The sequence below is a fragment of the Streptomyces sp. NPDC041108 genome, from assembly GCF_055592645.1.
The window spans coordinates 40,805-66,780 of record NZ_JBVIYK010000026.1 but is presented as its reverse complement, the minus strand read 5'-3'; the positions used below and the strand labels follow the sequence as shown (position 1 = coordinate 66,780).

General features: G+C 69.2%; 22 protein-coding genes and 5 pseudogenes. 15 read left to right on the top strand and 12 right to left on the bottom strand.

Annotated elements, in window-relative coordinates:
• Both ACZ6BB_RS39290 and ACZ6BB_RS39285 read left to right on the top strand, forming a co-directional pair.
• Positions 1–193 (top strand): annotated as a pseudogene (locus ACZ6BB_RS39290) (IS256 family transposase); the annotation flags it as partial.
• A 336-nt stretch (positions 194–529) separates the two neighbouring features.
• The gene (locus ACZ6BB_RS39285; RefSeq protein WP_471619888.1) at positions 530–781 is read left to right on the top strand and encodes a hypothetical protein; all 252 of its coding nucleotides are present in this window, start codon (positions 530–532) and stop codon (positions 779–781) included.
• Positions 782–1,012: 231 nt separating this feature from the next.
• Here the strand turns inward: ACZ6BB_RS39285 and ACZ6BB_RS39280 are convergent, their stop codons facing one another.
• From ACZ6BB_RS39280 to ACZ6BB_RS39270, 3 genes are all read right to left on the bottom strand, one after another.
• Positions 1,013–2,284, bottom strand: coding sequence for a poly(ethylene terephthalate) hydrolase family protein (locus ACZ6BB_RS39280; RefSeq protein WP_471619891.1), 1,272 nt, complete (start codon positions 2,282–2,284; stop codon positions 1,013–1,015).
• 125 nt (positions 2,285–2,409) lie between these two features.
• Positions 2,410–3,741 carry a prolyl oligopeptidase family serine peptidase gene (locus tag ACZ6BB_RS39275; RefSeq protein ID WP_471619887.1) on the bottom strand — a complete coding sequence of 444 codons (1,332 nt, stop codon included), beginning with the start codon at positions 3,739–3,741 and terminating at the stop codon, positions 2,410–2,412.
• Positions 3,742–3,978: 237 nt separating this feature from the next.
• Positions 3,979–5,418 (bottom strand): CitMHS family transporter, encoded by a 1,440-nt coding sequence (locus ACZ6BB_RS39270; RefSeq protein WP_471619886.1) that lies wholly within the window; start codon positions 5,416–5,418, stop codon positions 3,979–3,981.
• Positions 5,419–5,599: 181 nt separating this feature from the next.
• Between ACZ6BB_RS39270 and ACZ6BB_RS39265 the strand changes: the two genes are divergently transcribed.
• The 3 genes from ACZ6BB_RS39265 to ACZ6BB_RS39255 all read left to right on the top strand — a co-directional run bounded on the left by ACZ6BB_RS39265 (position 5,600) and on the right by ACZ6BB_RS39255 (position 8,944).
• Positions 5,600–6,526 carry a LysR family transcriptional regulator gene (locus ACZ6BB_RS39265; protein ID WP_471619885.1) on the top strand — a complete coding sequence of 309 codons (927 nt, stop codon included), beginning with the start codon at positions 5,600–5,602 and terminating at the stop codon, positions 6,524–6,526.
• A 182-nt stretch (positions 6,527–6,708) separates the two neighbouring features.
• Positions 6,709–7,926: a CaiB/BaiF CoA transferase family protein gene (locus ACZ6BB_RS39260; protein ID WP_471619884.1), complete on the top strand. Its 1,218-nt coding sequence runs from the start codon at positions 6,709–6,711 to the stop codon at positions 7,924–7,926.
• Positions 7,916–8,944 carry an HpcH/HpaI aldolase/citrate lyase family protein gene (locus tag ACZ6BB_RS39255; protein ID WP_471619883.1) on the top strand — a complete coding sequence of 343 codons (1,029 nt, stop codon included), beginning with the start codon at positions 7,916–7,918 and terminating at the stop codon, positions 8,942–8,944. The genes ACZ6BB_RS39260 and ACZ6BB_RS39255 overlap by 11 nt, the downstream gene beginning before the upstream one ends.
• Positions 8,945–9,099: 155 nt before the next feature.
• Here ACZ6BB_RS39255 and ACZ6BB_RS39250 read toward each other — a convergent pair whose 3' ends face one another.
• The gene (locus ACZ6BB_RS39250; protein ID WP_471619882.1) at positions 9,100–9,969 is read right to left on the bottom strand and encodes a LysR family transcriptional regulator; all 870 of its coding nucleotides are present in this window, start codon (positions 9,967–9,969) and stop codon (positions 9,100–9,102) included.
• A 68-nt stretch (positions 9,970–10,037) separates the two neighbouring features.
• Between ACZ6BB_RS39250 and ACZ6BB_RS39245 the strand changes: the two genes are divergently transcribed.
• Positions 10,038–10,931, top strand: a complete 894-nt coding sequence (locus tag ACZ6BB_RS39245) for an EamA family transporter (protein WP_471619881.1) — start codon at positions 10,038–10,040, stop codon at positions 10,929–10,931.
• Between the two features lie 236 nt (positions 10,932–11,167).
• Here ACZ6BB_RS39245 and ACZ6BB_RS39240 read toward each other — a convergent pair.
• A pseudogene (locus ACZ6BB_RS39240) lies at positions 11,168–11,467 on the bottom strand (transposase); the annotation flags it as partial.
• Between the two features lie 834 nt (positions 11,468–12,301).
• Between ACZ6BB_RS39240 and ACZ6BB_RS39235 the strand changes: the two are divergent.
• Positions 12,302–12,676 (top strand): hypothetical protein, encoded by a 375-nt coding sequence (locus tag ACZ6BB_RS39235; protein ID WP_471619880.1) that lies wholly within the window; start codon positions 12,302–12,304, stop codon positions 12,674–12,676.
• 96 nt (positions 12,677–12,772) lie between these two features.
• Positions 12,773–14,160: pseudogene (locus tag ACZ6BB_RS39230) on the top strand (DDE-type integrase/transposase/recombinase).
• A gap of 41 nt (positions 14,161–14,201) precedes the next feature.
• On the opposite strand, the gene ACZ6BB_RS39225 reads toward ACZ6BB_RS39230, so the two are convergent.
• On the bottom strand, positions 14,202–14,327 hold the full coding sequence (locus tag ACZ6BB_RS39225; RefSeq protein WP_471619879.1) for a hypothetical protein: 126 nt from the start codon (positions 14,325–14,327) through the stop codon (positions 14,202–14,204).
• A 491-nt stretch (positions 14,328–14,818) separates the two neighbouring features.
• On the opposite strand from ACZ6BB_RS39225, the gene ACZ6BB_RS39220 reads away from it, so the two are divergent.
• The 4 genes from ACZ6BB_RS39220 (at position 14,819) to ACZ6BB_RS39205 (ending at position 17,767) form a co-directional block, all read left to right on the top strand.
• Positions 14,819–15,196: a hypothetical protein gene (locus tag ACZ6BB_RS39220; protein WP_471619878.1), complete on the top strand. Its 378-nt coding sequence runs from the start codon at positions 14,819–14,821 to the stop codon at positions 15,194–15,196.
• 60 nt (positions 15,197–15,256) lie between these two features.
• Positions 15,257–16,198 (top strand): phosphotransferase family protein, encoded by a 942-nt coding sequence (locus ACZ6BB_RS39215; protein ID WP_471619877.1) that lies wholly within the window; start codon positions 15,257–15,259, stop codon positions 16,196–16,198.
• A 29-nt stretch (positions 16,199–16,227) separates the two neighbouring features.
• Positions 16,228–16,632 carry a substrate-binding domain-containing protein gene (locus tag ACZ6BB_RS39210; protein WP_471619890.1) on the top strand — a complete coding sequence of 135 codons (405 nt, stop codon included), beginning with the start codon at positions 16,228–16,230 and terminating at the stop codon, positions 16,630–16,632.
• A 178-nt stretch (positions 16,633–16,810) separates the two neighbouring features.
• Positions 16,811–17,767, top strand: a complete 957-nt coding sequence (locus tag ACZ6BB_RS39205) for an expansin EXLX1 family cellulose-binding protein (RefSeq protein WP_471619876.1) — start codon at positions 16,811–16,813, stop codon at positions 17,765–17,767.
• On the opposite strand, the gene ACZ6BB_RS39200 is transcribed toward ACZ6BB_RS39205, so the two are convergent.
• Positions 17,749–17,913 (bottom strand): hypothetical protein, encoded by a 165-nt coding sequence (locus ACZ6BB_RS39200; protein WP_471619875.1) that lies wholly within the window; start codon positions 17,911–17,913, stop codon positions 17,749–17,751. The genes ACZ6BB_RS39205 and ACZ6BB_RS39200 overlap by 19 nt on opposite strands.
• Before the next feature lie 314 nt (positions 17,914–18,227).
• On the opposite strand from ACZ6BB_RS39200, the gene ACZ6BB_RS39195 reads away from it, so the two are divergent.
• A complete protein-coding gene (locus ACZ6BB_RS39195) occupies positions 18,228–18,833 on the top strand; it encodes a dihydrofolate reductase family protein (protein ID WP_471619874.1) in 606 nt (201 codons plus the stop codon).
• A 705-nt stretch (positions 18,834–19,538) separates the two neighbouring features.
• Here the strand turns inward: ACZ6BB_RS39195 and ACZ6BB_RS39190 are convergent.
• On the bottom strand, positions 19,539–19,844 hold the full coding sequence (locus ACZ6BB_RS39190; protein WP_471619873.1) for an Lrp/AsnC ligand binding domain-containing protein: 306 nt from the start codon (positions 19,842–19,844) through the stop codon (positions 19,539–19,541).
• Positions 19,845–19,965: 121 nt separating this feature from the next.
• The gene (locus tag ACZ6BB_RS39185) at positions 19,966–20,604 is read right to left on the bottom strand and encodes a LysE family translocator (protein WP_471619872.1); all 639 of its coding nucleotides are present in this window, start codon (positions 20,602–20,604) and stop codon (positions 19,966–19,968) included.
• A gap of 109 nt (positions 20,605–20,713) precedes the next feature.
• Between ACZ6BB_RS39185 and ACZ6BB_RS39180 the strand changes: the two are divergent.
• Positions 20,714–22,059, top strand: a pseudogene (locus ACZ6BB_RS39180) (IS1182 family transposase); the annotation flags it as partial.
• A 54-nt stretch (positions 22,060–22,113) separates the two neighbouring features.
• On the opposite strand, the gene ACZ6BB_RS39175 reads toward ACZ6BB_RS39180, so the two are convergent.
• Together ACZ6BB_RS39175 and ACZ6BB_RS39170 are read right to left on the bottom strand one after the other, a co-directional pair.
• Positions 22,114–22,974 (bottom strand): SGNH/GDSL hydrolase family protein, encoded by an 861-nt coding sequence (locus ACZ6BB_RS39175; protein ID WP_471619871.1) that lies wholly within the window; start codon positions 22,972–22,974, stop codon positions 22,114–22,116.
• Positions 22,961–23,335 (bottom strand): annotated as a pseudogene (locus tag ACZ6BB_RS39170) (PadR family transcriptional regulator); the annotation flags it as partial. The pseudogene ACZ6BB_RS39170 and the gene ACZ6BB_RS39175, both read right to left, overlap by 14 nt.
• A gap of 250 nt (positions 23,336–23,585) precedes the next feature.
• Between ACZ6BB_RS39170 and ACZ6BB_RS39165 the strand changes: the two are divergent.
• The gene (locus tag ACZ6BB_RS39165; RefSeq protein WP_471619870.1) at positions 23,586–23,978 is read left to right on the top strand and encodes a nuclear transport factor 2 family protein; all 393 of its coding nucleotides are present in this window, start codon (positions 23,586–23,588) and stop codon (positions 23,976–23,978) included.
• A gap of 538 nt (positions 23,979–24,516) precedes the next feature.
• Here the strand turns inward: ACZ6BB_RS39165 and ACZ6BB_RS39160 are convergent.
• Positions 24,517–25,677 carry a DUF418 domain-containing protein gene (locus ACZ6BB_RS39160; protein WP_471619869.1) on the bottom strand — a complete coding sequence of 387 codons (1,161 nt, stop codon included), beginning with the start codon at positions 25,675–25,677 and terminating at the stop codon, positions 24,517–24,519.
• Positions 25,678–25,976 lie beyond the last annotated feature (299 nt).

The following is a 25,976-nucleotide window of genomic DNA, read 5'->3' as shown; positions in this document are numbered from 1 at the left end:
GACCGGCGAGCGCAAGCGGTTCTCCTCCAAGATCCTGCCGCCGTGGTGCCGCAAGTCGCCGAAGATCTCCGAGGTGCTGCCACTGCTCTACCTGCCTGGACTGTCGTCCGGAGACTTCGTGCCCGCACTGGAGCAGTTCCTCGGCGGCGCGGCCGGCCCGTCACCCGCCACGGTGACCCGATTCCACCGTCAAGCTCCGCACAAAGGTCACCCGTGGCGCCGGCAGCCCGGCCGCCGCTCTCGCGATGGGCCTCACCATGGGCGTGGGGTCGTACGCCTCGGTCCTGGGGCGTGAGCACACCGGCATGTCGCACTCGGCCGTGTCGGCCGTCCTCGCCGTCTCCAGCGTCGTGGCCCTCGTCGGCGCCGTGGTGGGACCCGTCACCGCGCGGCATTTCGGGCGCCTGCGGTCGATGGCCGTCTTCATCACGGCGCAGGCCCTCGCGATGCCGGTCCTGATCTTCACCGACGACCCCGTGGTCTTCACCGTACGGCTCTCCTGTGCCAGATCTGCCAACCGGCCGTTCTGGTGCAGATGCTCGCCGCCGCGCTCATCGACCCGACCGGCGGCCTGGTCGCCTCCCTCAGCGGCGCGGGCGCGCTGGGCACAGGCATCGGGCCCCTGGCCGTCGGCGCCCTCCTCGACGGCGCCGGGGCCGGCGTACTGAGTCTCGTTCTGGCCATCGGCACCTTCGTCGCCTCGCTGCCCCTGCTGAGGATGACGGTGGCCAGGGCGAAGGCCACCGGCGAACCACAGCCCGAACGTGCGCCGACGCTCTGAAGACGCCGTCCCGACCTCGCCGAACAGCCGCTGCCCCTGTCCGATGTCAGGGGCAGCGGCTGTCTGTGCGTCGAGGACCGGTTGCCTTGGCGGCGTCATCTCCTCCCTGGGGCGCGGACGTTGCCTCGGGAAGGAGATGACGCTGCTGGAACCCGGAGGTCTACGACCGGGCGGGACCGGTGCACCCGTGGTTCCAGCCGGCGGCGGGCCCGGGACAGGGGCCGCCCCCGGTCAGTGCGGGCAGGTGTCCATCCAGCGCGTGACCAGGGATGTGTCGTTCTTGTCGGCGTCACGTACGGGACCGCACAGGAACGGGCTGAAACGGGTGTCGGCACGCAGCCAGCGGCTGAGGAACGACACGGTCCACTTGCCCTGTTTGGCCTTGTTGCCGTAGCCCGTCATCGGACACAGATGGTCGCCCGGAACCTCGATGTAGAGCTTCTCGGCCTGGGACATGGAGTTGTACCAGGGCACAGCGTAGGTGTTGCCGTGGGCGACGGGGTCGCGTTGACAGGTCAGGAAGAACGTGGGATCGGTGACTGCGGAGAAGTTCGCGTTCGGGTGGTAAGGGGCCGTCGGCACTCCCGCCCGGAAGCGCGGGTCGTCCCGGAGCGCCGCCATGACGCCACCGCCGCCCATGGAGTGACCGACCGCGCCGAGCGTGCCGCTGAGCTTCCCGGACAGCGGGTTGCCGGCTGCGTTGCCGAGCGCGAGCAACTGGGTGCCGGCGGCGGTGATCTGGCGGCCACGCGATTCTGGATCGTCGGTGAGTGTGTTGGTGCCGACGTTGATGACGACGAAGCCCCAGGAGGCGAGGCGGGGCGCGAGCCACTGCAGATTCTGCTGTGTGCCCTGGTAGCCGGGCATCAGGACGACGCCCGGATACGAGCCACTGTCCGTGGGGTACGTGACCGTGCCGGAGCCGTACCCGGTCGGGTTGGGAACGGTGTAGGTGGCGGTGGTCAGCGGCCCGTCGGTGGCCTCCAGGGAGGCAGTCGTCGGGTCCGGGATCTCGTTGCCCGGAGGGGTGCCGCCATCGGAGCCGTACACCTGGAACTCCCACAGCGAGTAGCCGTAGGCGGTGCCGCGCTGGGTACCGTGGAGGCGGACGTACCGGCCGTTGCCGTTCACATCGAGGGTCTGCACGCCGCCGGTGCCGGACGTCGTCGAGTAGATGGTGGTCCAGGTGGTGCCGTTGTCGGAGGTCTGGATCTGGAACGCGCGGGCGTACGCGGCCTCCCAGCGCAGCACGACTCGGCTGATGGTGGCGGTGGCGCCCAGATCGACTCCGAGCCACTGGGGATCGCCGAACGTGCTCGACCAGCGCGTCCCGGTGTTGCCGTCCACCGCCGCCGACGCGGGAGTGGAAGCGTTCTCGCTGGACGAGGAGGTCGCGGGTTTGCCCTGGGACAGCAGGTCGGCCGCGGCGGCCGGCGGGGCGGCGGCTGCCAGCAGGGTCAGCGCCAAGCCGAGGGTGGTTGCCAGAGAGATCAGTGCCGTGATGGCCCGAGGTCGGGTCCGTAACGGCGCGGTCGCGGGGGTGGAACGACTGTACGAACGCATTGCTTTACCTCCGGATAGCGGTGAGAGCGCGGTAACCGGACAGGAAGGGGCGCCGCGTGCGGCGGCTACCGGGACTGTTCGAAGAGCCAGTCGATGACCACGTCGTTCTCGTACGTCTGGGCCCATGAGAGGTGTGGGTTCACCGGTGTCGTTCCGGCCGCGTAGCTCGTGAACAGTACGTGACTGCGCGTGGCCCGGGCCTGTCGTAGGAGCGCCCGGGACCGGGCCTCGAACTGCTCCTTGGGCAGATCGTTGGCCCACTCCCCCCGGCTGACCCGGGCACCGGCGGTCTCCAGCGCGTTCATCAGTGTCCAGGTGCCGGGCTTGCCGAACCTGCCCTCCCGGTAGGGGACGACCGGGTCGTCGACGGAGTGGTCGGCCCAGATCGGGATGTGCGTGATCCTGTCCATGGCGGCCGTCTCGCCCCAGCCGGCCGTGGGCAGGGCGGCCGCGAACATGTCGGGGCGCTTCGCCAGCAGGCTGTAGATGCCGCGCCCACCGGAGGACAGGCCGACGAGGTAGAGCCGGGCTGTGTCCACGGCGCGGGAGTGCTCGCTCACGAAGGTGTCGATGAGTTCGATCAGAGCGGCCTGGACCTTGGCGTCGGTCCAGTCCGTGCCGTCGGGTCCGTCCATGGGACGGGGCAGGGGGATCTGCGGAGAGAGGACGAACGCGGGGTTACGGCGCTGTCGTTCCGGTTTGGCGAACGTGACCGCGATCCGGTTGGACGTGAGCTGGGTCATGTTGTTGTCCGCGACTTCGCCGCCGCCGTGCAGCGTGACGACGAGCGGATACCGCTTACGCGTCTGCGGGTTCCGTACGAATCCCTCGGGTCGGTACAGCCGGTAGTCCAGTTCGAAACCCGCGGAGTCGGTGAAGGAGCCGGCGGCGAAGTCGTCGACCACGGGAGTGAGGACGTCGTCGTTCCGGCTCGCGAACGGACCGGCCCTGAGCAGGGTTTCGCCATCCGGGGTGTGCACGTCCGCCACCTGTGTGACGGAGTACGCGCGGTCGAGCGGAAGGGGGTCGGTGCCCGCGGCCCGCGCGTTGGAGTCGTTCGGGTCGAGTTCGATGATCAGGCGGTCCCCTCGGCGTCCGGGGCGAGACCGGTCGTCCACTTCGGCGGTGGTGCTGGAGTAGACCCGGGTCACCGTGCGGGCCGCCGTTCGCCCGCCCACCGTGGCCTTCACCTGGAAGGCCGAGGGCGGGATCACCCCGCCGCGCAGGTCGATGCGATACGCGTACTGCAGGGCGACGGCTGTCACCAGCCAGTTGTTCCTCGGCGTGACCCGCGTGACGAGGTCCGCTCGCAGGACCGGGTTGCGCTCGGAGGTCGCTTGTCGTCCTTCGGATGTGGCTGTCGTGGTGTCGGCGGCCGCGGCGGTTGCCGTGCTCACGGCCGGCGCCGCGAGCGCACCTGCTGTCACTGCGAGCGCCGTACGTCTGGTGATCCGTCTCATGCGTCCTCGTCTCGCTCTTGTGGGGGCACCCGGACCGGGTGTCTGGTGTGCATGGATCCGTTCGCGCTGGCCGAACTCCGGGAATCGGACGGCACGTTGGAGGTTTAGCGGCATGTGCGGTGGCTGCCGGGAGCGCGCGGCCGGCGGGGACTCCGCTCGGGACCGGGCCACCGGTCACAGGGGGAACGCACCGGTGAGCAGGGCACCGGCGGTCATGACCAGGGTGGTGGCGAAGGCCCAGCGGAAGATGAAGCGCTGGTGTTCGCCGAGCGACACACCGCTCATGCCGACCAGGATGAACGTGGACGCGGTGAGCGGACTGAGCGGGAACCCGGTGGTCATCTGGCCGAGAATGGCGGCCCTGGCGACCTCGGCCGGGTCCGTGCCGAAGCCCTGCGCCGTCTCGGCGAGTACGGGCAGTACGCCGAAGTAGTAGGCGTCCGGAGTGAAGACCAGGCTCAGGGGCATGCCGGTGACGGCCACCGCGACGGGCAGGTGCGAGCCGAAGGAGTCGGGGACGACGGAGACGAGCGTCTCGGCCATCTCGTCGATCATCCTGGTGCCGGTGAGGATCCCGGTGAGGACGCCGGCCGCGAAGATCATCGTGGTGACCAGGACCACGCTCTTGGCGTGCTTGTCGAGCAGCGCCTGTTGCTGTTCCCAGGTGGGGTGGTTGACCAGCAGCGCGATCGCGAACCCGAGGACGAACAGCACCGGAAGCGGCATCACTTCCTGGATCAGGCAGACCACGAGCGCGATGGTGAGCAGGAGATTGAAGACGGTCAGCCAGGTCCGCGGCAGCGGGGGGACCCGGACGGTGCCGGGCCCGTCCCCGGGAGTCCGGAGGGCCTGGCGCTCCCCGTCAGCCGTCGCCGTGGTGGCGTCCCGGCTCGACTCGGGTTCCGTGGTCGCCGTGACCGTCGTCGAAGCGGCGGGTTCACGGTCGCCCCATCCGCCCTCGCCCTCGCGCACGTCCGTGGCCGGACCCTGCGGGGGCAGCGCGGCAAGACGCCTGCGTTCCCGGCGGCCGAGCAGGTAGGACGCCACCAGCACCCAGGCGACGCCGAAGCCCATCGCGGGCAGCACGGGGTTGAAGACCTCGGAACTGTCCAGCTTCAGCGCGGCCATGGCGCGTACGGTCGGGCCACCCCAGGGGACCATGTTCATCACGCCCGCGCCCAGGCAGACCACTCCGGACAGCACCAGGGGGTTCATACCGAGTCTCTTGTAGACCGGCAGCAGTGCGGAGACGGTGATGAGGAAGGTGGAGGCGCCGTCGCCGTCCAGGGCCACGCACAGCGTGAGGACGGCCGTGGCGACGGTGATCCGCAACGGATCACCACGCGCCACGCGCAACAGTCCGCGGATCAGGGGGTCGAAGAGCCCGGCGTCCACCATGAGGCTGAAGTACAGGACCGCGAAGGCGATCATGATGCCGGTGGGGGCCACCTTGGACAGCCCGCCGAGAATCAACTCGCCCAGATCGCCCGCGAAACCGCCGATGAGCGCCGCCAGCACCGGAAGCAGGATCAGAGCGACCAGTACCGAGGCGCGTCTGGTCATGGTGAGCAGCAGGAGGACGACGATCGTGGCGAAGCCCAGGGCTGCCAGCATGACGGCGCTCGCTTTCTCGGGGACGGCCCTCGGCGGCGGTGGGCGGGAGCTGGGCTGGGGCGGGCCGAGGTGTTACGCGAGAGTTTCGGAGCACGACCGGATCGGTGTCCAGCATCAAACCGAGATCTGTCCATGCGATAAGAGCATCAATCCCGGGCGGGTGAGCCTATGCTCGTCGGCCATGGAGGCCACCACTCTGCGTCAACTGGCGGCATACGCGGCCGTCGCACGGGCCGCGAGCTTCACCGCGGCCGCCGCAAAGATGCATGTGTCCCAGTCCTCGCTCAGCCGCACGGTCGCGGATCTGGAGCGACAACTGGGCGTTCAGCTCCTGGAACGGGACACCCGCAACGTGCAGTTGACCGCGGCGGGCGTCGAGGCCCTGCGGGTCGCCGAGCAGATCGTCACCGCTCACCGGGCGGGCATGAAGGAGCTCAGGCGATACCTGCTCGGCGAGTCGGGAACGGTCGCCGTGGCCACTCTTCCCTCCGTCGCGGCGGTGCTCCTGCCGCAGGTGATCTCCGACTTCCGCGAGCGGCGGCCCCGGGTGGCGGTACGACTCCTCGACGGCCTGGAGCGGTCGGTACTGGACCGGGTCCTGTCCGGCGACGCCGACTTCGCGATCACCACCGTCGGTAACCCGCCGGAGCAGTTGGAGCACCGCCCCCTGGTCAGGGACCGCTTCGTCGCGGTGCTGCCGGAAGGCCACCCGCTCGCCGACCGCCACGAGATCGCCTGGGACGACCTGGCTCGTCAGCCGTTCCTGGCCGTCGGGCGCGACTCGAGCGTGCGCCGGCTCACCGACGCGGCGTTCGCCCAGATCGACGCGCACGCGGTGCCGGCGGCCGAGGCGGGCAGTATCGCGACCGTGGGGGGACTGGTGACCGCCGGCCTCGGGGTCTCGGCGATGCCGGCCCTTGTACTTCCGCTGATGGGTGCCGGACCCGTCGTCTGCCGTCCTCTGGTGGACCCCGTGGTGGACCGGCGCCTGGACATCGCGCTGCGCGCCCGGCGAACGCTCCCCACCGTGACGGAGCGGTTCCTGGAGACGCTCGAGGAGTTCCGCCTCCGGGGGCGTCCACTTCCGCCCGGTGTTTCGTGGGCTTGAAGCCGCGCACTGGTACCGGCTCCACCGAATCATGCGTTTTTCGCATTGATTGATGGCCTTCTGTTGCTCGACAGGCATTTCTGCGCTCCGGCAGTCTGAGGACACGGCGACGGCCGTGCCGCACCCACGCGGACGACGCTGTCGGGGACCCACGCGGAACAGCAGGGCAAGGGAGCTCAGCGGTGTCGGACGACGAGCGGAACACCACCGGAAGCGGGCAGTTGCACGGGCTGAAGGTGGTCGAGTTCGCCCATGTGGTGGCCGGTCCGCTGGCCGGCTCGATGCTCGCCGACCAAGGGGCCGACGTCGTACACGTGGAGCCACCCGGCACCGGCGACGCGGCCCGCGCCATGGGGCCCCAACGCCACGGTGTTCCCCTGTGGTTCAAGGTCGCCGGCCGCAACAAGCGCTCGGTCACCCTCGATCTGCACCACGAGGCCGGCCGGCTCGTCGCCCACCGGCTCGTCGCCTGGGCGGACGTCGTCATCGTCACCCTGCGCGCGGGACGCCTGCGCAGCTGGGGACTCGACTGGGACTCCGTGCACCGGATCAACCCCCGGGCCGTGCTGCTGCAGATCTCCGGCTTCGGCGCCACCTCGTCACAGGCGGACGCCCCCGGCTTCGGCAAGGTGGGTGAGGCGCGCAGCGGTGTCGTCCACCTGACCGGCTTTCCCGACGGCCCGCCCGTGCACACCGGCTTCTCGCACGGCGACGCCGTGACCGGCCTGATGGGCGCCTACGCCGTCCTCGCCGCACTTCACCGCCGCGACCACGACCCCGGGTTCGACGGCGAGTGGATCGACCTCGCTCTCTTCGAGTCCCTGTTCCGTCTGGTCGAGTGGCAGGTCATCGTCCACGACCAGTTGGGACGGGTACCCGAACGCTGCGGCAACCAGCTGGCGGTCGCCCCGGGAGCCGTGATCAACACCTACCGCTCCCGCGACGGCGAGTGGATCACGGTGACCTCCGCGACGCTGCGATCGGTCCGCAACATCGCCCGCCTGCTGGGGCTCCCCGAGGAGGAGTTCACCACGGCCCAGCAACAGTACGACCGGCGCGAAGAGTTGGACGAGAACCTGCGGAACTGGGTGGCGGAGCGCGTCACCGGCGAGTGCCTGGAGGAGTTCGCTCGCGCCGAAGTCGTGGCCTCGCGGGTGTTCGACGCCGCGGACATCGCCGCCGACCCCGTGTATGCCGAACGCGAGGACATCGTCACCGTCCATGACCCCGATCTCGGTCCGGTACGTATGCAGGCGGTGATCCCGCACTTCCGGCAGCGCCCCGGGCGGGTCTGGCGGACGGGTCCCGCCCTCGGGCAGGACAACCACCTGGTCTACGGGCAGTGGCTCGGACTCAGCGCGGAAGAACTGGCCGACCTGGAGAAGAGCGATGTCATCTAGGGGGTCGTCGAAGAGCTCTGCCGAGCCGGACGAGGAAGTGGTGGGCCGGCCCCCGTTGCGCTCCCTGCTCTTCGTCCCCGGCACCAGAACCGAGTGGCTGCCCAAGGCCCGGGCGGCGGGCGCCGACGCGGCCATCCTCGACCTGGAGGACGCGGTGCCCGCCGCGGGCAGGCTCGCCGCCCGCGCACAGGTGGCCGACGCCGTCGCACAGGCCGCCGGCACGCCGGCCGGGCAGGCGGGACGGATGGCGCTGTTCGTCCGTGTCAACCCGCTGGACGACTGGGCGGGGGCCGAGGAACTACGCGCGGTCGTACGGCCCGGGCTCGCCGGTGTCGTCCTTCCCAAGGTCCGCTCCGCTCAGGACGTGAGGCTTGCCGACCGGCTGCTGGGCTGGTGCGAACAGGAACAGGGCCTGCCACCGGGAGGGATCGCCCTGGTGCCCCTGCTGGAGACGGCGCGCGGCCTGCGCGCGGCCTACGACATCGCCCGAGCCGCCTCACGCATCGCCTACTTGGGTGCTCTCACCGCCCCCGGCGGCGATGTGGAACGCGCCGTCGGCTACCGCTGGAGCCCTGAGGGAACCGAAACGGTGGACCTGCGCTCCCGTGTTCTGCTGGACGCCAGGGCAGCCGGAGTGCCGTGCCCGGTCGGCGGACTGTGGACGCGCATCGGCGACCTGCCGGGATTGCGTGCCTTCGCCGAACAGAACCGCTCTCTCGGCTACGAGGGCATGATGGCGATCCATCCCTCCCATGTCCCCGTGATCAACGAGGTGTTCTCCCCCGGCCCCGACGAACTCGCCCGCTGCGCAGAGCTGATCGCGGCGGTCGAGGCGGCACAGCGAGAGGGCACGGGCGCCGTGACCTTCGAAGGTGAGATGGTCGACGAGGCCATGGCCCGTACGGCCCGCCTTGTTCTGGCGCGACACGGTGCGGAAGCTCGCGTGGCGCGTACGAGTTCCGCGCCGAGGCCGCAGGCCCGCGACGTGCAGCGTCCCGTGAGGAACACTCACCCCTAGAGGATGGTGACCTGGATCTGGTCGGCCGGTGTGAGGGTGGGTTTGCGGCCGGTGCCGATCCTGCTGGCTCATTCGGTCACTCGGCGAGGGAGAGTCCGGTGGTGACTGCGTCGATCAGTGCCTGGAGCTCGGAGGGCAGACCATGAGCTCGGGTGTCAGGCGTCTTCGCGGTAGAGGTCAGTGAGCAGGGCGACGGCGGCGTGGGTGGCCGGGTGGGGGTCCTGTCGGCCCCAGATGAGGTGGACGGGGACAGGGACAGCGTCGCGCAGGGGGCGATAGGTGATGCCGTCGCGGCGGTACTGGGCGACGGTGGCCTGCGGGGTGACGCCGACAGAGCGGCCGGCGGCAATGGTGGCGAGCCAGTCGTCGACGTCGCGGGTGTACTCCACGGCAGGGCGGGCGTCTTCGGGCCACAGTTCCAAGGTGGTGGTGCCGGTTCGGCGGTCCACCACTAGGGTGCGCTCGCGGATCTCCGCCAGGCGGATGCTGCGACGTCTGGTCCATGGGTCGTCGGAGGCGAGGGCGACGTAGCGGCGTTCGTGGCCCACGAGGGCGTGGGCGTAGCGGCGGGTGTCGACGGGGGTGCGGAGGACGGCCAGGTCGCACAGGCCCTCGGCGAGGCCGCCGGTGGGGGTGTTGTGGCGGATCAGGTGGAGTTCGACGTTGGGGTAGCGGTCGCGCCAGCGGCGCTGGAACTCGGCGGTGTGGCGGCCCATCGCGGACCAGGCGTGGCCGATGTGCAGCCGGGTGTGGCCGGTGGTGGCCTGGTGGACCAGTTCGTCGGCGTCGACCAGGAGATTCCGGGCGCGGGCGAGAACCTGCACGCCTGCGGTGGTGGGGGTGACAGTGCGGCTGGTGCGGTGCAGCAGTCGCACGCCGAGGATGCGCTCCAGTGCGAGCAGTGTGCGGGAGACCGCGGCCTGGGAGACGCCCAGCTCGCTCGCGGCGTCGGTGAAGCTGCCGGTGTCGACGATCTCGACCAGGCAACGCAGGTGCCGCAGCTCCAGTTCCGTACGACCATCCATACGTCCAGCGTATAGCTGGGGGTTCGGATGCATTTTGCGTATGCGTCGGTCTGGCGGATGGTCGTGCCATGACACTCGAAGCTCGCGCAGAGACTTCGGCCGCTGCGGTGCAGGCGTCGTCGCCCCGGTGGTCCGGGGTGGCGCTGATGATGGGCAGCGGCCTGTCCAACCAGGTCGGAGCATCAATAGCCGCGCTCGCCTTCCCGGTGCTGGGGCCGGCGGGAGTGGTGGCCGTGCGCCAGTGGGTGGCCGCCGTGGTGCTGCTGAGCGCCGGCCGGCCGAACCTGCGTTCATTCACCGCCGCGCAGTGGCGTCCGGTCCTTGGCCTTGCCGCGGTGTTCGCGACCATGAACCTCACGCTGTATGCGGCGATCGACCGGATCGGGCTCGGCTTGGCGGTTACTCTGGAGTTCCTCGGCCCGCTCGCTGTGGCGCTGGCAAGATCTCGCCGGCGTATCGATCTGGCCTGTGCTCTCGCCGCCGCGGTGGGCGTGGTGGTCCTCACCCGCCCCCGGCCCAGCACGGACTATCTCGGTATCGGCCTGGCCCTGATCGCCGCCGTCTGCTGGGGCTGTTACATCCTGCTCAACCGCACCGTGGGCGAGCGCCTGCCCGGGCTGCAGGGATCGGCCGCCGCCGCGGCCGTCTCCGGCCTGCTCTATCTGCCCCTCGGCGCTGCGGTCCTGTGGCTCCACCAGCCCACCGTCGGCGCCCTGCTGTGCGCGCTGGCTGCCGGTGTGCTGTCCTCCGCGGTGCCGTTTCTCGCCGACCTGCTCGCGCTGCGCCGGGTCCCCGCGCGCTTCTTCGGGATCTTCATGAGCGTCAACCCGGTGTTCGCCGCTCTGATCGGCATGCTCGTCCTTGACCAGCACCTCGGTGCGGCATCGTGGCTGGCCATCACCGTGATTGTCGCCGCCAACGCCGTCGCCGTGGGCACCGCCGCCAGCCACTCGCAGAAGTAGACCAACCTCTTGCGGTGAACCCGCGTCGACGCCCGCGCCTCGGTGTGCGCCTTTGCCGAGGCGGGCAAGGTGGCTGACGCGGGTGCGGTCGAGCGGGTGGCCGTTCCACCAGGCATCGAGGCGTATGAGGTTGAGTGCAACGGCGGAGAGGACGTGCTCCAGGTGGGTCTTCTGGAGTAGCGGGCACGTCTCATCCCGGTGACCGCGACGGCCTGGTGGATGGTTCCCTCGATGCCCGCGCGGGTTGCGTCCTTGGCTCGCCACTGCTCGTCGCCCTGCCGCAGGCGGGCATGGTCGAGGACTTCTTGAACTTCGCGGGGTTGCAGGGAAAGGGTCCGGCCACCGGTCTTCGAGCGGGTGCACTGGTCTCTCACCGGGCAGGGGCGGCATGTCTCCTTGCCGATTTTGATGACGATGGCCTTGATCCCGCGCTGGGTCGCGGGGCTCCACCAGGTGCTGGTGTCCCCGCGTGGGCAGGTGGCCTGCCGCTTGTCCCGATCGATGGTGAACGCGGTGCGGTCGAACCCGGCCGGCACGCGCCTGGGGTGAACTGTTCATCAGGACCGGGTTGACCAGGGTGACCCCGACGTTCTTCTTGATGCCAACGATCAACTCGGCGAAGGCATAACCGGACTCGAGGAAGTGCTCGGCGGGCAGGAGATCGCGGGCGGCGAGCATGTGATGGACCGGTTCGGTCACTGTGGCGTCGGTGGTCGCGATGCCGGTGGTCGCGATGCCGGTGATCAAGCGCGGTGGCGGTCCGTCGGCTCCGGGGGTCGTCGCCTGGCCGCCGGAAGCCGAGTCCTGGTCATCAGTTTCGTCGCAGGACTCACTGATGTGGATCTTGTAGCCGGTCCACCAGGAGCCCTGTTCGAGGCCGTAGCGTGCGTCCCGTGTCGTACGGCGAGGCCAGCCGCAGTCTGCCGGGCGGGAGGTCTTTGCTCTCCCGCCGTTTCACCTCCGTCCCGGCCTTGTTGGACGACACTCAAGGTGCCTATGTGGGCGGTGGGTTGAGGGCATGCTGTGTGCCGACGGATTCGGACGCATGTCTGCAGGGTCCGGGTGTTCGTTGGCGGCGACACCTTGCCGATGAGGAGGGCCCTGCGAAGGTCCTCCCGACGATCTCTTGGCCGAGTCCGGGAGGGCCGTGCAGCGCATGGAGGCGCCGGTGCTCACGGTAGAGAAGGACGCGGCCAGGGTCGAGGCCAGATTGTCGGCGGGCGAGATCGAGTGCCCGGATTGCGGGGGTGTGCTCGCGCCATGGGGGGTGGGCGAGGCATCGCGTGCCGCCGGGCGTGGACGGTGTCGTGCGGGTACAGCCGCGGCGGGCCCGATGCTCGGGCTGCGGGGGTTCGCATGTGCTTCTCCCGGTGTTCGTGCTGGTCAGGCGGGTGGACTTGGCGGACGTGATAGGGGCCGCGCTGGTGGCCAAGGCGGCCGGTTCGGGTGCGAGGGCGATCGCGGCCTTGCTGGGGCGGCCGGTGGAGACGGTGCGGGGTTGGTTGCAACGGTTCGAACAACAGGCTGAGCGCGTTCGCGTGTACTTCACGGTGCTGCTGGTCGATACCGGGCCCGATCCCGTCCCGCCTGCCGCGTCGGCGAGCCGGTTCGCGGACGCGGTGGCGGCCGTGGTCGGGGCGTGGAAGGCCGCGGTCTCACGCTGGGCGGGCGTCGGCGAGGTGTCGCCCTGGCAGTTGGCCTCCGCGGCGAGCCGGGGCCGGTTGCTGTCGCCGAGATGGCCTTGATCGCCGATCAGCACCAACTGCCCCTGATCTTTGACGGGTTGTTCCTGACAGCCTCGGCGGGCCCATGCCCGTGACGAGACGGTGAGGAAGGTGGACGTGCCCAAGAGAGACGACGACGAGGCAGCCCTGACGGAGAGAGCCCGGCGGATCGGCCTGTTCGGCTACATGCTCATCCTTGAGGCCGCCGACCCGAGCCTGCCCGGCCGGCAGCGCGGTGCTCTGGTGCGCAAGCTTGCCCAGCAGGAGCACATCGACGCCGACGGACGGCCGGTGCGGATCACCCGGTGGACGCTGGACCGGTGGATCCTGGAGTGGCGCCAGGACGGCTTCGACGCGCTCGTGCCCTCCCCGCGCCAGTCCCATCCCCGCACCCCGCCCGAGGTGGTCGAGCTGGCGATGCCCCTGAAGAAGGAGAACCCGGACCCCACGGCCGCGCAGGTCAGAAGGATTCTGCGGGCTCAGCTCGGCTGAGCGTCGGACGAGCGCACGCTGCAGCGGATGTTCCACCGCACCGGCCCGGTCGCGCTCAGGACGGCCAAGCCCGCCGATGCTTTCGGCCGGTTCGAGGCCGACCGGCCCAACGAGCTCTGGGTTGGCGACGCGCTGCACGGGCCGCGGATCGATGGCCGCAAGACGTACTTGTTCGCCTTCCTGGACGATCATTCACGGGCGGTGGTCGGGCACCGCTGGGGCTTCGCGGAGGACACCGTCCGCCTGGCCGCCGCCCTGCGTCCCGCGCTCGCCGCTCGTGGTGTCCCGCAGTACATCTACGTCGACAATGGCTCCGCGTTCGTGGACTCGTGCCTGCCGAGGGCCTGCGCGAAACTCGGCATCAAGCTGGTGCACTCCGCCCCCGGGCGCCCCGAGGGACGTGGGAAGATCGAGAGGTTTTTCCGCACCGTGAACGGCGAGTTCACCGTCGAGATCGCCTCCGACAAGGGCGAGGCCGGCAGGGAGATCAAGGACCTTGCGGAGATGAACCGTCTGTTCACCGCCTGGGTCGAGAACATCTACCACCGCCGCGTCCACAGTGAGACCAGGCAGGAACCGCTTCAGCGGTGGATGGCCGCGGGCCCCCTTCCCCGTCCCGCGGCCGGCGGACCTGGCCGAAGCCTTCCGCTGGTCCGAGCACCGCCGGGTTGCCAAGACCGCGACCGTCTCGCTGCACGGCAACCGCTACCAGGTCGAACCCGACCTGGTCGGCCACAAGGTCGAACTGGACTTCGACCCCTTCGACCTGACCTTCCTGCGGGTCCGCCTCGACGGGAAGGACACGGGCACCGCCACCCCGTTCCAGATCGAACCGGCACTCCCACCCCAAGGCCAGGCCCGAGATCCCCGCCGAGGAACCCAAAGTGACCACCGGCATCGACTACCTCGGCCTGGTCGACAACGCACACTCCAACCACCTCGGCACAAAGATCAACTACGCGGCACTGGCCGAGCCGCCCGCCGAGAGCTTCGGCCTCACCGACCAGGGCTGAGCCCATGGCCAGGCCCTCCACCAGCGGCGACTGGACCGCCCCTAGCCGAGCTGCACGGCCTCTTCGAGGTCTGCGACGCCCACGCCGACCAGGCGCTGGCCGAGCACTTCGGCTTCGACACCGCCGTCGACTGGATCACCGTCTCGCTGGAGCTGTTCACCGAACATCTCCAGGCCCCACCCGACCAGCCCTCACCTGCGAACTTCCCGGAGAGTCAGCGTGATTGAGGAACTGCAGGCCCACTACGGGTTCGAGCGCATGCCCTTCGGACGCAACCTCGCGCCGGGCATGCTGCACCGGCACGACTCCCACAACCAGGCCGTCGCCCGCATCTCCTGGTGCATCGCCGAACGGTCGATCGGCGTGGTCACCGGCGAGGACGGCGCCGGCAAAACCGTCTCGGTCCGCACCTGCCTGGACGCCCTCGACCCGTCGAAGCACACCGTCATCTACATCCCGAACCCGCTGATCGGAGTCCGCGGCATCCACGAGGAGATCGTGGGGCGCCTTCGGCCAGACCCCCTCCCACCTCGGCTCCCGCCTCGCCGTCCAGACGGCCAAGGCTCTGCTGTCCGAGCGAGAGGAGCGCGGACGCACCCTCGTCCCAGTCCTGGACGAGGCCCACCTGCTCTCCTACGAACAACTGGAAACCGTCCGCATGCTGACCAACCAGGGCATGGACCAGGACTCCCCGCTGTCCTGCCTGCCAGTCGGCCAGCCCACCCTCAGACGCACGATGAAACTCGCCGTCCTGGCCGCGCTGGAGCAGCGGACCGCCCTGCGCTACACGATGCCGGGCATGACCTCCACCGAGACGACCAGCTACGTCGCCCACCACCTGAAGATCGCCGGGCGTCCGGACCAGTTGTTCACCGAGGACGCCCTCACGCTGATCCACACAACCTCGCGCCGCTACCCGTGGGCGGTCAACAACCTCGCCCTGCAGGCCCTTGTCGCCGCTTTCGCCACCGGCAAGAACCTTGTTGTCGACGAGGCAGCCTCTCGGGCCGCCGTGAATGAGGTGGTCGGCGACTGAAAGCCTGCTGCTGAAAGATTTCGCTCGCGACGTCCGCCCTGACTCATCTACGGTTTCAGCGTGTCCGCTACAACAGCGCTGCCGCCGGCGATGGCCGAGGAACTCCTGCATCCCATCCTTCCCACCGAGTCCGTCGGGGAGATCGTTCTGCGCACTGGCGGGGAGCTGAGCACGATCTTCGAGATCCGGTTCGTCGGGGCGGCCGAGCCGGTCGTCATCAAGATCTATGACGATCGATGGCGGTGGAAACAGGAGAAGGAGATCTACGTCTACCACCTGCTTCAGCAGCACGGTGTCGGGCCGGTGCCTGCCGTGTTGCACCATGGGGACGCTGACAACGCGCTCGGCCGCTGCTACACGGTGATGACGATGCTCAGGGGGCAGCCGTTGTCTGCCGTCAGCCACGCCCTCGACAGGGCACCGCTGCGGGAGATTTACCGCCAGATTGGGGGTTGCATGGCTGCAGTCCACCAGATCCCGCAGGACGCCTACGGATACCTCACCACTCAGGTTCTGGATCCCGAACCGACAAACACCGCCTATATGACACGGCAGTTCCTCAAGAAGCTCAGGGAGTACGCCGATCACGGGGGCGATGCGGCGCTCGCGACGGCCATCGAAGCGAAGGTCGCTCGGCAGGCCGAGTTGCTCGGCGCGTGCCGGCATGCCGTGCTGTGTCACAACGACTTCCACGAGGGCAACGTCCTGGTCGCTGAGGACGGCGGCGGATGGCAGGTCAGCGGCTTCATCGACGTGGAGAACGCGATCGCCGCGGATCCACTGATGGACCTGGCCAAGACCGACTACTACTGCGTCCACGAGGACCAGGACAAACGCGAAGCGCTCTGCCACGGCTACGGCACACTGCCCGCCGACTGGAGCGAGCGGGTCAGCCTCTACCGTCTCTATCACGCGCTGGAGCTGTGGGACTGGTTCGCCTCCATCGGCAACACGGCGCCGCTGAAGGGCATCACCGACGACATCCGGCGGATGACGGCATGATCTTGAGTATTGGATACAGGTTCTGAACCATCGGCACCTCGCCGAAGAAAACGACACCTTGCCGACGACCGCCCCACCGGAGCACCCAACGGTGGGGCGTCGCCGTCAGAGTTCATCGGCATCGTGAACGCCGCCTTCGTCGGCATTTTCAACGCCGGGCAACAGTTCTCGCCGCGTCGGACACCACGGCCGCGGGGGCTCTGCAGGCGTTGCACGCGGCAGGACGGCGCGTGCCACACGACGGCGCCGTGATCAGCTTCGACGACTTCCCACTGGCCCAGCGCACGAAGCGGCAGCTCACCACGGTTCGTCAACCGCTGGAGGAGATGGGCCGGACCATGATCCGGCTGCTCCTGGAGGGCATCGAGGAGCCGTCAGTGGCCTACCGCCACGTCATCCTCCGTACCGCGCTGGTCGTCCGCGAGTCGGCCTGAGAAACGCCGGCTCCTTGCACCGGAAGTGACCGTCGGGTCTTGGGAGGCTCCCAGATTTCAGGGCCCGTCCTGCGCCTGGCAGACGCCCCTGGGCCACGCAAAGTCGGCGGCAACCTTTTCGCCGTGGGCGGGCACTGACCAGTGCACCATCGGCACAATCCTGAACGGACAGGTAATCATGACAACGAGGCAGGTCGCGCGGCAGCGCAGGCGCAGACGCAGACTCGTACTGGGCGCCACGGTGGCGCTTGCCACCGCGAGCGTTCTCGCCTACCTGGTCACGGCGTTGCTCCCCGGCCACAAGGTCGATGCAGGACCGGCCGCGGCCACGCCCCTCGTCAGCACACAACCGAAAGCCGCCCGCACTGCCGGCTCGGCATCTCCCAGCGCGACGCCGAGCCCATCATCAAGCCCGAGTGCAAGCGGCTCCACCAGCCCGAAGACCAAGACACCCCCCAAGGCGCCGAAGTCGTCCAAGGGCGCCCCGAAGTCCTCACGCACGTCCACCACGCCCCCGTCGGCAGGGCGGATCCGGCCCAACACCTCGTATCAGGGCGTCGCCACCGCCTACGAGGCCGGTGTCGGGGACGGGGCCTGTCTGTTCGGTCCGAGCCCGGACATGATGATCGCGGCGATGAACACCACCGACTACGAGACCTCCCGGGCCTGCGGCGCGTACGTTCTCGTCCGCGCGGCCAACGGCAAGTCGATCACGGTACGGATCACCAACGAATGCCCTCTGCCCTGCGCACCCGGGCAGATCGACCTCAGCCAGCAGGCCTTCGCCAAGCTCGCCGACCTCAAGGTCGGCAGGCTCCCCATCACCTGGAGCCTGGTGAGCCCCAGCTCCGTCGGCACGATGTCCATCAGGTACAAGACCGGCTCCAGCGTCTACTGGTGCGGCATCCAGGTGATCGGTCACCGCAACCCGGTCGCGCGGCTGGAAGTGAGCACCGGGGGCGGCTGGCGGCAGCTGCCCCGCACCAGCTTCAACTACTTCGTCTCCGCCGACGGCAGCGGCTGTGGGAAAGCGATCAGAATCACCGACATCTACGGGGAACAGCTGACCGTCAGCGGACTCGCGGTGCTGCCGAATGTCCTACAAGCGACGCAGGTTCAGTTCGCCCGGCACTGACCCGCGTGGATGCCGTCCCGTATCTCCCAGTGGAGCCGCAGGCGGGGGAACCGGTGCAGGTGGGTGAACGCGCGCTCCACGAGCCAGCGTTGGGTTCCGTGGCTGGAGCCGCGCTCGGTGCCGCGGCGGGCGAAGGTCGGCTTCACGCTCAGGTGCCGCGCACGGGCGGTACTGCCTGAAGCAGTGGGATGAGCTGGATGACGGTCGGTGCGGTTGCCGCCGGTCAGAGTGACCGCGAGCGGGACGCTGGTGGCATCGGTGATCCCGTCCCCGGCAGTTCGAATGCCGGGGACGGGCCGATTGTCGTGATCAGCTTCATCTGCTTCACCCACGTTCGCGGTCGCGGTTCCCTGCCGGTGCGGTGATCGTCGTGGGTTTTTCCGTTACTCCCCTGCGCGGCCGATGAGTTTGCGGCTCCCGGCCGGTCCAAGCTGGTGACATCCCAGGAAAGGACACCGCCATGTCGGAGCTTCTCGTCGACTTCATCACTTCCCTCGACGGCTACGCGTCGGGAGAGGGATGGCCCGGGTTCTGGGGTCTCGAGGGCCCGGAGTACCTCGCATGGCTCGGCGAGCAGCCCGAGGCCACCTACCTGATGGGAGCGAACACCTACCGCCTGATGTCGGGCTTCGCCGCAGGCGAGGTCCCGAAGGGCCAGGACGAGTTCAGGCCCGAGGAAGAGGCGTCCGTCGACGAGCTCACGCGAGCGTCCAAGGTGGTGTTCTCCTCCTCACTCGAGGAGCCACTGACGTGGGCCAACTCCACGCTCGTCCGCGACGACGCCGTCGAGGCGGTCCGGTCCATGAAGTCGAGCGGCCCGGGGCTCCTCAGCACGATCGGCAGCCTCAGCCTGTGCCGGTCGCTGCTCCGAGCCGGACTCGTCGACCGCTTCCGGGTCGTGATGTTCCCGGTGATCACCGGGGCCACGGGAGAGGAACGCATCTACGACGGCTATCCGGACGTCGCCCTCGAGATGATCGACCACTGCACCTTCGACGGCCGCATCCAGCTGGTCGAGTACAAGCCCCGCGTACTCGAGCACCCCCCGCTCAGCGCCCCCGCCTGACGTCGCCCCGTCCGCCAGTCCGGACGGCCGCCAGGTCGGCGCCGGCAGGCGCGGAGCAAGATCCACCTCATAAGGGGCGAACGGCCAACGTCGGGACGCCCGATCAAGGCGTCCCACGGGCTGGGGAATCATGGATCGTCCACACCGCCGTTGGTTCATGCGCGGATGAGTCAGCCGAGCCAGACGAGGAAAGGTGCCTGGTCGCGCGGCTGCGGGAACGTCGCCTACCACCTGCTACACACTGTGGGAGATCTGGGACAAGTCGGGTGGTACCCACAACCATGCCTGGAACGGCGGCCCCCTGTACACGCTGTCCGCCTACGCCGCCGGCGTCCGCCGCTGGCGCCTGCACGGCAGGTCTGCACAACCTGATCGCCTGATCCTGCCGCGGAGCCGGACAGCAGATCCTGTCCGGCTCCGCTATGGCAGTTGGCCACTGGAGCCAAGAACGGTGGTCGGCGTGGAAGGCATCACCGCATGAGCTGGTCCTTGCCCGAGCCGATGCTCACCGTGGCCGTGGAAAGCCCTGCCCTGCCTGCCCACCGGGTGGGCTGCGGAACCAAAGTTATGGACAGGGTTTGTTGTTGTCCGTTGACCAGCGCCAACGGCCCGCTGCGAGGTCTCTGACGTGGATCCCCAGCTGGAAGTGGCCGATCGGGCGGTGAATTCACACCCACGCCGTATGCGTGGCCGCCGTTACTTTCGTCAGTGTCGTATCAGGCCCGTGCGTTTGACGGTCGCCAGCAGCAGGGTGGCGTCGATGGCGGTGACCGCTTCCAAGGGGCCGACGGCGCCGGTGAGGAAGGTGTACAGGGCGTCGAGGTTCGCGGCGACGACGGCAACGACCAGGTTGGCGAACCCGCTGATGGCGGCGCAGAACCGGACGTGCGGATGGGCGCTCAGGGGCCGCGCGGCCTCCTGCAGTGCACCTGGCCGCACCGAGATGCACAGCAGTGCCTCGGTCTGCGCGCCAAACAGTGCGAGGTCGAGCTCGGTGGCCAGGCGCAGCACCTGGCTGTCCAGGAGGGCTTCGAGCCGTCGGCGGGCCGTGAGCGCGGTGGTGCCGGCGCGGCGGGCTAGGAGCGTGTCTCAGTAACCAGCGATCCGCGCAACGTTTCGAGTATCTGCGTTGTCACACGTCGTTCCCGGTGAGAGCCAGACGGACGCCGAGGCCGACCATCACGGTCCCGGACACTGCACCAATCGCGGACAGGCGACGGGGCGACCCACGGAACCAGTTACGCGCCGTCCCGGCGAGGAACCCCCAGGCCGAGTCCGAGACCAGAGCGACAGCGGCGCAGACGATGCCGAGGAGCAGGAGTTGCAGCGTCACGTGCCCTGCCGAGCGGTTGACGAACTGGGGCAGCACAGCCGAGAAGATCAGGAAGCCCTTCGGATTACTCACTCCGACAACGAAACCCTGCCGGACGATGCGCCACACGTTCGTGGGTGGCCGCTGCTGCGCGTCCGTGACGGCCAGCTCCCCGCGATGTCGCCACGTCTGGACGCCGAGGTAGACCAGATACAGCGCGCCTGCGAACTTCAGCACGGAGAAGACCACGATCGACCGCGTGACCACGGCTCCCAGCCCGAAGGCCACCAACACGGCCTGGATCAGCACCCCGCCGTTGTTGCCCACCGCCGTGGCCAGCGCCGCCCGACGCCCGAGCGCCACCCCGCGCCCGACCACGAACACCACGCTCGGCCCCGGAACAGCGATCAGCACAGCGACCACGGCGAGGAAAGCCCAGAAGTGTCCGATACCCAACATGCCGTCAGGCTATGAGCGTGGGTTAGGACGCGACAACCTCTCGTGGGTCTGGTGATCATTTAAGGCCGATCCGGTCGAGAAGAAGCGGTCGCAGGCTCGTCCAGCGGCGGTGAGCAAGCGATTCAGGGTGTTCGACCCGCACCAGGTGTTGCTGCTACCGCCGTCACTGGACGACTGGCTGCCCGAGGACCACCTGGCCCGGTTCGTCGCGGAACTGGTCGATGATGCGCTCGATCTGTCGCCCGTCCCGGCGGACTACACCGAGAAGCGCGGGCTCCCGCCCTATCGACCCTCGTTTGATGGTCCGTCTGCTCATCTACGGCTGCACCACCGGCGTGCGTTCCTCCCGGCGATCGAGGGCAAGTGCCTCGACGATGTCGCCTTCCGGTTCTTGGCCGCTGACCAGGCCCCGGAACTTCCGCTCGGTCGCCCGGTTCCGCCGCCGCCACCCGAACGCCCTCGCCGACCTGTTCCTCCAGTCGCTGCACCTCGCGCAGAAACTTGGCATGGTCAAGGTGGGCCGCGTCGCCCTGGACGGCACGAAGCTCAAAGCCAACGCCTCCAAGCACAAGGCCATGAGCTACGGCCGACTGATCGGCAAGGAAGAGCGCATCGAGGCCGGGATCGCCGCCCTGGAGACCAGGGCCCGAGCACTGCTGGCCGACGCCGAGGCGACCGACACCGCCGAGGATGAGCAGTTCGGCACCTATGGCAAGGACACAGACCTGCCCGTCGAGCTGGACCGTCGAGAGAAGCGCCTCGCCAGGCTGCAGGCCGCACGTGCCCAGATCGAGGCCGAGGCCGTCGGCAAGGCCCGCCGGCAGGCTGAGGACAGCGAACGCCGCCGCCGGGCAGCGCGTCGGCACCGGCGACGAGCAGGCCGTCGTTGACGCTGGCGGGAGGGCCGCCGCGAAGTCGCGGCCGGAGCCGAAAGCCCAGGCCAGCTTCACCGGCCCCGAGTCGCGGATCATGAAGAATAGCGACGGCGCCTACAACCAGGCATATAACGCCCAAGCCGTCGTCGATGAGCAGCACCAGGTCATTGCCGCCGCCGACGTGACCTGCAATGCCTCCGACGCGCTGAACTACACCGCGATGCTCGACCAGTCTGCCGCCAACACCGGTACCCACCCCAAACAGGCCCTGGCCGACGCCGGGTATTGCTCCGAGGCCAACCTTGAGGCCGCGCGAGAGCGCCAACTGGCCTGCGGAACCGACACGTTCATGGCCACCGGCCGACTCACCCACGACGAGCAGGTCCCGCCCGCACCACGCGGACGCATCCCCGCCAGCGCCACCCTCAAGGAGCGCATGGCCCGCAAGCTGCGGACCAAGCCCGGCAAGGCCGCCTACAGCCGTCGCAAGGCCATCGTCGAACCCGTTTTCTGGCAGGTCATGACCTGCCAGAACCGCCGCCAGCTCCTCCTGCGCGGCAAGGAGGGAGCCCGCGGCGAGTGACGGCTGCCGGCCGGCACGGACCGCTACTCATGCTCGGACAAGCGGATCTCGCTACTCCGAGGCGTCTGCCAGGTCGATGGAGGGCTCTTGTCCACGCTGGAGGGCACGGCCGAAGTGTTGGCCGGAGCTGCCGACGGACAGGAGGTCCGGGCGTTTGGCCACGCGACCGTCTCCGGAGGAACGCCCACGCGCGCGCCTACCGATCCACGGACCCAGGAATCCGGCGACCCAGCGCACCTCGGCTGACGCGGCACGCAAGAATCGTGCCCGACCAACAGGCAGGACGGGCAACGGGTGCGTCCAGGAGTCGTCGGTGTCTGGCACGTTGAGCGAGTGGGCGAGCGCCGCCGCGATCCGCTGGTGGCCGAGTGGGCTCGAGTGGAGACGGTCCTGACTCCACAGGCGTGGATCCGTGGCCACCGGATACAGGGTGACGTCGGCGACGACGACACCATGCCGGTGCGCCGCCGCGCGAACACGGTGGTTCAGCGCCTCAAGACGCGGCTGGAGCGGACGGGCCAGTGGAGTGACGCGCGCGATGTCGGGAAAGGTGAGCGTCGCCACGCGCGCCCCCTGGCCGGTGAGCGCGGCGAACATCGCCTCCAGATGCGCGGCCACCTCATCCGGATCGAAGCGGGGGCGCAGCATGTCGTTGACTCCGGCCACGACCGTCGCGAAGTCCGGCCGCAGCGCAAGCGCCGCGGGCAACTGCTCCGCGTGGACCTGCCCGGCCAGACGGCCCCGTACTGCGAGATTGGCGTACCGAAGCTGCGGGCTGTGCCGAGCCAGGTGCTCGGCGAGCCGGTCGGCCCACCCCCGCAGACCTGTCACATCGTCGCCGTCGCCGACCCCTTCGGTGTGACTGTCACCCAGGGCCACGAAGCGCAGATAGCGGGTCTCAGTGCCTGACATGAGCGGCTGGCTCCTTACTGCGATCACCGGAAGAGCCTCCACTATAGTCAATTTTTTGAATGACAGTCTTGGCGCGCCGGTCGATCCTGCGCAACGCCATGTCGCCCCACTGGAGGTCCTCCCGCTCGAACGACATCCCGCGCAGGCGCACCGCCTCGACGTCGCCGGCGTCCGCGCACTGCACCTTGACCAGCAGCTCGTCCCTGATGACCGCGGGCCGACCCGGCGGCTCGGCCGTGTATGCGCGCAGCGCCTCCGGCCCAGCCTCCGTCAGGGAGAACAGCCGTTCGTTGGGGCGACGCCGCTGCTCGACGAGGCGGGCCGTGACCAGCCCCTCGGCCTCCATACGCTCCAGCACCCGATAGAACTGCTGAGGCGTCGCCCTCCAGAAGTTCGCGACCGTCGCGTCGAAGCCTTCTGCGAGGTCCTAACCGGACGCCTCGCCCCCAGCAACGCGGCCATCACCGCGTTCCGCAATGCCATGGGAGCAAGGTACGGCCCAGCGACTGTTCGATGATGAGCACTCCCGAAGCGCCGCACCCTCGACAAGCACCGGAGCCGCCTCTACCCTCCTCTACATATATGCAACTTGTTGAGTATTGAGGTCGATCATGCATTCCTTCCGCAAGGCCGTCGAGAACGGTGACCTGGACGCCGTGGCCGCCCTTCTGGCCGACGACGTCGTCTTCACCAGCCCGATCGCCTTCAAGCCGTACCCGGGCAAGGCGATCACCACCGCGATCCTGCGCGCAGTGACACAGGTCTTCGAGCACTTCACCTACGTCCGGGAGATCGCGAACCCCGACGGCCGTGACCACGCGTTCGTCTTCACTGCGAGCGTCGCCGGAAAGAAACTCCAGGGCTGCGACTTCCTGCACTTCGACGAGGACGGCAAGATCGACGACTTCACGGTGATGGTGCGCCCGCTGTCGGCCGCCCACGCGCTGTCCGAGGCCATGGGCGCCCAGTTCGAGAAGATCGCCCGAGAGGCCGCCGAGCAGTGAGCCCGACGGCCGACGCCGTGGTCATCGGCGCGGGAACGCCTGACTGACCGCCGCCACCCTCCAGCATGCGGGACGACGCACCTCCTGGTGAGGCGTCACAACATCCCCGGCGGCGCACACGCTCTCGGCATCGAGGTAGGCCGAAGACCTAGAAGGCGGCGCGGCTCCCGTCGCGGACGCCGTGCGGCAAGGATGACGGATGATGACGATCGTGTTCCGGGTCCCTGGCGACGCTTCGGAGCGGGTGGGGTTCGTCTACTCGCCGACGATGGAAGACGTGCTGAGTCCCCATCTGCTGGTGGAGTCAAGCACCACCCCGTCCAGGACGGCTGGGTGCGTTCGTGACTGAAGGAACTCCGCGCTGTCGCTGGTTCGGGTGGTGGGCTGAGCCAGCGTGCACAGGGATTGGCGGGTCCTCGGTGCACCCTTCGGCGACGAACAGGGCTTACGGGTGGAAGCCTGCAGGGACTGTGCGCTTGCTGGATCCGTGAGCGGTCCAGGCCGGGTGGGGCGGGGAGGCGTCCCACCCGGCCGGGTGTCATCGGATGTGCTTCGCCGGCTTGGTGGCGGCGTTGAGCAGGTACTCCAGGGGGCCGCGGCGGAAGAGGCGGGACCAGACCGTGGCGAACACGATCGCCCCGAGGACGTACATGAGCAGCGGCACCCATGATTGCTGGGTGCCGGTCCCGGCGGGCGTGGACAGCGCGGACTGGGCGAGGAAGTGGCCGACGTAGGCGGTCAGGGACATGGTGCCCACGGCGATGACCGGCTTCGCCAGGCGGCGCAGTCGCGGCAGGCGGTCCATCAGCACCGTCGCGCCCACGACCACGAGGATCGCGACGCCCACGCTGCCGATGATGTCGAACGTGGTCCCGCTGTGCGGCCCGGCCGTCAGGAGCCACGACGCCGGCATATCGGGGAACGACCCGCCCTCGGGGAGCACCGACCCGCTGCCGGGGGGCATCGACCCGGAGCCACCGGACGACGACCCGTCTTCCGCCGTGCTCCTCAGCGCGTTCTTGCCGGCGAGCAGCAAGGACATGCCGTACGCGGCCACGGTGAGGGCGGCACCGACTGCGGCCAGGCGCCTCTGGGCAGTGCTGGAGGACAGGTCGAGGCGGCCCAGCGCCATACCTGCGATCACGAACGACATCCAGGTGAGCGCCGGGTAGAAGCCGGTGAGCAGCAGGTCGAGCACTCCCACCTCGCTGAGGCGGCGGAGCGGGTCGTAGGTGTTGATGCTCTCCTGGACCGACGGAGTCAGCAGCGAGGTCAGGGCGAACGCCAGCTGCGGTGTGACGAGGGCCAAGGCGGCCGCGATGATCGCGAGCGTCTTGGCGCTCAGGCGCACCAGGGGCAGGGCGAGGAGGAAGTAGACCCCGTAGAAGCCGAGGATGATCACTCCCCCGTACTCCATCGCCATTGCGGTGCCCAGCGCCAGCAGGACCACCGCGCGGATCGCGATCCTGGCCTTCGCCTGCCGGCCGGCCAGGCCGGTCTTGGGCTCGCGGCGGCCGGCGAGCAGCATCAGTGAGAACCCGGCGAGGGTGGCGAACAGGACCGAGGAGTGGCCGTCCGCCAGGTACCGGATCCAGCTGCCGACACCGGTGGTGGCGGACAGCGGGGGGCCGATGTGCACGATGTACATGCCGAACACCGCAAGCGCGCGGGCCAGGTCCACCCCGACAAGGCGTCCCATCGAGGGACCGGGCGAGGCCGACACGGCGGACTCGGGGGAGGTTCGGGGCGGCGGAGGCGAGTTCTCCTGCGGAGCTGACGTGCCCTGCGGTGTCGTTGGAATCTGTGGCATGTGGAGACTCTCGCGTCGCCGCCGGGCGGGGAGCCATCCGGCAGGCTTCGGTTACGGCCCCGCCGGTCGGCGGGTAACGCCCCGCCGACCGGAGGAGTCTTGTTCCGACCTGTCCGGTGCGAACCGGTGCGACTCGACGAGGATCTTCTTCAGCCACTCGGCGGGAGCGGACCCGACGGTTGCCGGAT